The following is a 4,372-nucleotide window of genomic DNA, read 5'->3' as shown; positions in this document are numbered from 1 at the left end:
CAACAGTCAAAATAAAGCCGCCAATCAAATCCGGGTTTATTTTTTCTTCTAAAAGTACCTTGCCTGCGGTTGCCTGGTTCACCATTTCCATTGCTTCCTGGCGGTTATCATCCGAAAGCGGAACGGCCGAAACGATTACTGCTTTTACAATATGTTTTTTAAAGTTGTACTGCTCTACAAACTCTTTCGCGGTATCGTACAAAATTTCAGAACGCATTTTGTTTACCATAATTTTCAAAAATGCCAGGGTTGCATCCTGTACTTTTCCCGTAAAAACATTCACCAAAATGGTGATTTTTTTAGATGGAGAAACAATCGGGTTGCGTAATACAGCGCCAAGCAAAGGATTGGCTTTTATGGTTTTTACAAACAATACCATATCGTCATTGATCTGTTCGAGTAGGTTTTGCTCTTCTGCAAGGTCAATCAAAGATTTGGCGTATCTTGTGGAAACTTGAAACTCAGACATTTTTAGATCGGTTAAAATTAATTCAGCTTAACTTCTTTCAACAAATCAGCTACCAGCTCGTCTTGCTTGTGTTTATCTTCAAATTGCTTGCGTAAAATCTTTTCGGCAATATCCACAGAAAGCGTGGCAATCTGATTTTTAACATCTGCCATCGCAATGGCTTTTTGGCTGTTGATCTCAATTTTTGCTTTCTCGATGATCTTGTTGCCTTCTGTTTGTGCAGCAGCTTTTGCTTCACCAATAATCTGGTCTTTTACCTGTTTGGCTTCTTTCAAAATCAAATCGCGTTCTGCACGGGCCTGCTTTAACAAAGCTTCGTTTTCGTTGGTCAAACGAGTCATTTCTTCTTTGGCGGCTTCCGCTTTCAGCAAAGCATCTTCGATAGATCTTTCGCGCACATCAATGGCGCCCATAATTGGCCTCCAGGCAAATTTGGCCAGTAAAAAGAACAAGATCAAAAATGATATTGTTGTCCAAAATACCAGGCCAATTTCGGGGGTTACTAATTCCATATCTATTTTAAAAATTAACTGATAAAATAAAGCCGGCCAATTGCCAAACGCAAGTTGGCCAGCTTGGATAAATTACTTAGGATTGTTACCCAAGAAAGCTACTACCACACCAAATAATGCAGCGCCTTCGATCAAAGCGGCTGCAATAATCATGGCAGTTTGAATTTTACCTGAAGCTTCAGGCTGGCGGGCGATACCTTCCATGGCTTTGCCACCTACCTGACCGATGCCAATACCTGCACCGATAACAGCTAAACCTGCACCAATTGCAGCAATACTTCCAGTCATCATTGTTCTAAATTAAAAGTTAAATATAAATATAAAGTTGTTTACAAATTAGTGGTGGTGCTCTTCAGTTGCTGTACCGATAAACAGCGCCGTGAGCAAGGTAAATACAAAAGCCTGCAGCAAAGCCACCAGCAGTTCCAGCACATCCATAAATACTACAAATGCAATAGAAACCGGCGCAACAGCAATGGATTTAAAAACAAATATCAACGATATTAAGCTCAATACAATAATATGCCCGGCGGTGATATTGGCAAATAAACGGATCATCAAGGCAAACGGCCTGGACAAAATGCCCACCAGCTCTACCGGCCACATTATCGGGTATAGCCAAAAGGGTACGTCAGGTGCAAAAATATGTTTCCAGTAATATTTATTGCCATTTACGTTCACCACAATCATCGTAATAATTGCCAGCACAAAAGTAACTGCAATATTACCCGTTACGTTGGCACCGCCCGGAAAAAACGGCACCAGCCCGATAAGGTTGTTGATCAATATAAAAAAGAAAATGGTTAAAAGCAGCGGCATAAAACGCTCATATTTGTAACCAATGTTTGGCCGGGCAATATCGTCCCTTACAAACACAATCACCGGTTCTATAAAAGATTGAAAGCCTTTTGGCGCTTTGCCAACCCTTTTTTTATAAGAAGAAGCAACGGCAAAAAACAGGACGAGCAACAATACACAAGCAATCCAAAGAGCAACCACGTTTTTGGTGATCGAAAAATCGTAAACTTTTTTGCTGGCTGCCTCGTCCACTTTTCCAGATGGATCTACTGCTTTTACCTTATCTTTTTCTAAAGCATACGTGTAATATTTGCCTTTGTAAGCTTCATTCCCGTGCCCGAAATTGGCAGAAGAAAACGTTTCAAAACCTTTGTTGGTATATAAAATAACCGGAAGCGGGATAGCTGTTTCGCCCCAAAGGTGCCAGTAATGCGAATCAGCGATGTGTTCTAAAATAGCAACAGACGGATCAAAGGCTTCCTTTTTGTCCCCGGCTTTTTCCTGTCCCGGATTTCCCTGAACTGCAAATGCTTTTCCAACAAAAAGAACAGACAAAACAGCAAGAAAGAAGCTTAGCTTAATTTTTTTTGAGTTCAAAATATGGCTTAAATCCATTAAATATCGCGATTTTTACTTTTGATTTTGGAGGCGCAAGTTACACAACAAAGCATAAACTTCAAACACCGTATTTAATAAATATAAATAAAAAAAGCAGGCTAAAAAAAGCCCCTGGTTTACGTGGTTTTTGGCTAAATAAACTGGCACAAAGAACATACAGATTAACAGCTTAACCACAGTGGCAACCAAAAATACCTGAACCGATAATTGATTGTTTTTTAGGTTGCTTATTAAGGTAGAAAAGCACACCAAAAAAGTAAGTACGGCAAACATCAAAAACACGACCCAAAAATGCGGCATCAGCCCTAACCCTTTGTAAAAATATACGTATGCAACCGGAGGCAGGGCGATAAAAATCATCGCCAAACAATAACTCAGGATAAAATTAGAAATTCTCAATCTTTTAAAGATTTTAAAACAATGTACAACGAAACAAATACACCACATAAAGATAATACAGCCGTAACCCATTGCGTTTGATGGTGCATCGCCTGGTCTATTTTATAGCCTGCAAACGAAAACAGGCCGATGATGATGATCATCTGGAAACCAAGCCCGCTGTATTTGATGTAATTGTTCATTTAAATTGGTTTACTTGGATGAATGAGGTTTCAAAATTAAGGGCTTGTTTAAATTTTATCAAACTTATTCTATGCTTCTTTTACCACCTAAAAATCATTGTCCTTTTGCAATAGAGGTACCGGTACAATATCCGTAAACAGAATTTATGGGCATAAAAGAAGCATTACAAACTTTTACGATAGAAATTTAAACAGGCCCTAAGTAACCAAAATGATTTTTTAGTAGTTTGGCATTCGGTTGGTTTTCACAAAAATACTTTTGATACGATATTTAACAACGATACGCTTGGCCCGGTCTTTCAGCTTTAACAGCATACTGTTTTTATCCCTGTTTTTTTTGCTTGCAATAAGCGGCTGCTCTTTGGAAAAAGAAAGCGGCTTTAACCGAAGCATGCAAAACCTGACGGCGCACTACAACATTTTGTTCAATGCGCGGCAAATCATTTTGCAAAAACAGGAACAGATGGCGCAGGTTTACAACGATGATTATTCGGAGATTTTAAGCGTTTATCAAGATACGATTGCAAAAACTACAGCAGGAAACAAAGATCTGGAAGCGGTTACCAGTCGTGCTAATTCCATTATCAGCCTGAAAGAACAAAGCCATTATTTAGGCGATGCTTATTTTTTGTTAGGACAGGCCAATTATTTAGGTGCCGATTATTTTAATGCGGTCGAATATTTTAGCTACGTCATCCGCTCCTTCCCACAAAACAAAGAACTGACCCGAACAGCATTGGCTTGGAAAGCGCGTTCGTTAATGAAACTGAACCAGCCTAAAAAAGCCGAGGCTGCATTAGACACGGCACGCCAGCTTTTTGAGGCAAAGAAAGCTTCGGCAGAAGATATCACCGGTGCAGACTTGCAATTTAATTTAGACCAAGGCAATTACGAACAGGCCGAAAAGCTAGCCGTGCAAGCCGTTGCTTTGGCAAGCAATACAAAAAGAAAAATCCGCTGGACGTTTATTTTAGCACAAATACAGGAAGCAAATAAAAAACCTGACGAAGCATTTAAAAATTATACGAGCGTCGTTCATAGCAATGCTTCTTTTGAGCTTGCTTTTAATGCCGATTTAAACCGGTTGCGCATCGAAGAAAAGCAGCAAGGCGAACAAACCAACCGCATCAGCCGTTTGCGGTTGTTGCTGAAAGACGATAAGAACGCCGATTTTATTGACCAGATTTATTTCCAGATCGGGGAAACGGCTTTGTCGTTTAAAAAGATTGACGAAGCGGTAAAAAACTATAAATTATCGGTTAAAAGCAGTACCAAAAACCAGAAACAAAAAGGCTTGTCTTACCTGCGTTTGGCCGACATCAACTTTAAATACAAATCTGATTATATCCAGGCCAAAAAATATTACGACAGCACATTACTTAACCTTTCGCCGC

General features: G+C 39.6%; 7 protein-coding genes. 2 read left to right on the top strand and 5 right to left on the bottom strand.

Annotation, left to right across the window (positions count from 1 at the left end; all coding sequences use genetic code 11):
* The 4 genes from atpH to atpB all read right to left on the bottom strand — a co-directional run.
* On the bottom strand, positions 1–469 hold a 469-nt coding region (gene atpH, locus Q0192_RS17160; RefSeq protein WP_299291419.1), incomplete at its 3' end, for an ATP synthase F1 subunit delta.
* A gap of 17 nt (positions 470–486) precedes the next feature.
* Positions 487–981, bottom strand: coding sequence for a F0F1 ATP synthase subunit B (locus Q0192_RS17155; protein ID WP_299291417.1), 495 nt, complete (start codon positions 979–981; stop codon positions 487–489).
* Between the two features lie 72 nt (positions 982–1,053).
* The gene (atpE, locus tag Q0192_RS17150) at positions 1,054–1,269 is read right to left on the bottom strand and encodes an ATP synthase F0 subunit C (protein ID WP_299291421.1); all 216 of its coding nucleotides are present in this window, start codon (positions 1,267–1,269) and stop codon (positions 1,054–1,056) included.
* 48 nt (positions 1,270–1,317) lie between these two features.
* Positions 1,318–2,394, bottom strand: coding sequence for a F0F1 ATP synthase subunit A (gene atpB, locus Q0192_RS17145; RefSeq protein WP_299291415.1), 1,077 nt, complete (start codon positions 2,392–2,394; stop codon positions 1,318–1,320).
* Between atpB and Q0192_RS17140 the strand changes: the two genes are divergently transcribed.
* On the top strand, positions 2,367–2,570 hold the full coding sequence (locus Q0192_RS17140; RefSeq protein ID WP_299291423.1) for a hypothetical protein: 204 nt from the start codon (positions 2,367–2,369) through the stop codon (positions 2,568–2,570). The two genes, atpB and Q0192_RS17140, sit on opposite strands and share 28 nt — an antisense overlap.
* Before the next feature lie 222 nt (positions 2,571–2,792).
* Here the strand turns inward: Q0192_RS17140 and Q0192_RS17135 are convergent, their stop codons facing one another.
* The gene (locus tag Q0192_RS17135) at positions 2,793–2,978 is read right to left on the bottom strand and encodes an AtpZ/AtpI family protein (protein WP_299291413.1); all 186 of its coding nucleotides are present in this window, start codon (positions 2,976–2,978) and stop codon (positions 2,793–2,795) included.
* 337 nt (positions 2,979–3,315) lie between these two features.
* On the opposite strand from Q0192_RS17135, the gene Q0192_RS17130 reads away from it, so the two are divergent.
* A partial coding sequence (locus tag Q0192_RS17130) for a tetratricopeptide repeat protein (RefSeq protein WP_299291411.1) occupies positions 3,316–4,372 on the top strand: 1,057 nt, incomplete at its 3' end.

It is taken from the genome of uncultured Mucilaginibacter sp. (assembly GCF_937859865.1).
Taxonomy (GTDB): domain Bacteria; phylum Bacteroidota; class Bacteroidia; order Sphingobacteriales; family Sphingobacteriaceae; genus Mucilaginibacter_A.
This window is presented reverse-complemented; position numbering and strand designations above follow the sequence as displayed.

Bases quoted from the DNA above. Each gene is read 5' to 3' on its own strand.
- Q0192_RS17155 (WP_299291417.1), bottom strand. From the start codon at position 981: ATGGAATTAGTAACCCCCGAAATTGGCCTGGTATTTTGGACAACAATA.
- atpE (WP_299291421.1), bottom strand. From the start codon at position 1,269: ATGACTGGAAGTATTGCTGCAATTGGTGCAGGTTTAGCTGTTATCGGT.
- atpB (WP_299291415.1), bottom strand. From the start codon at position 2,394: ATGGATTTAAGCCATATTTTGAACTCAAAAAAAATTAAGCTAAGCTTC.
- Q0192_RS17135 (WP_299291413.1), bottom strand. From the start codon at position 2,978: ATGAACAATTACATCAAATACAGCGGGCTTGGTTTCCAGATGATCATC.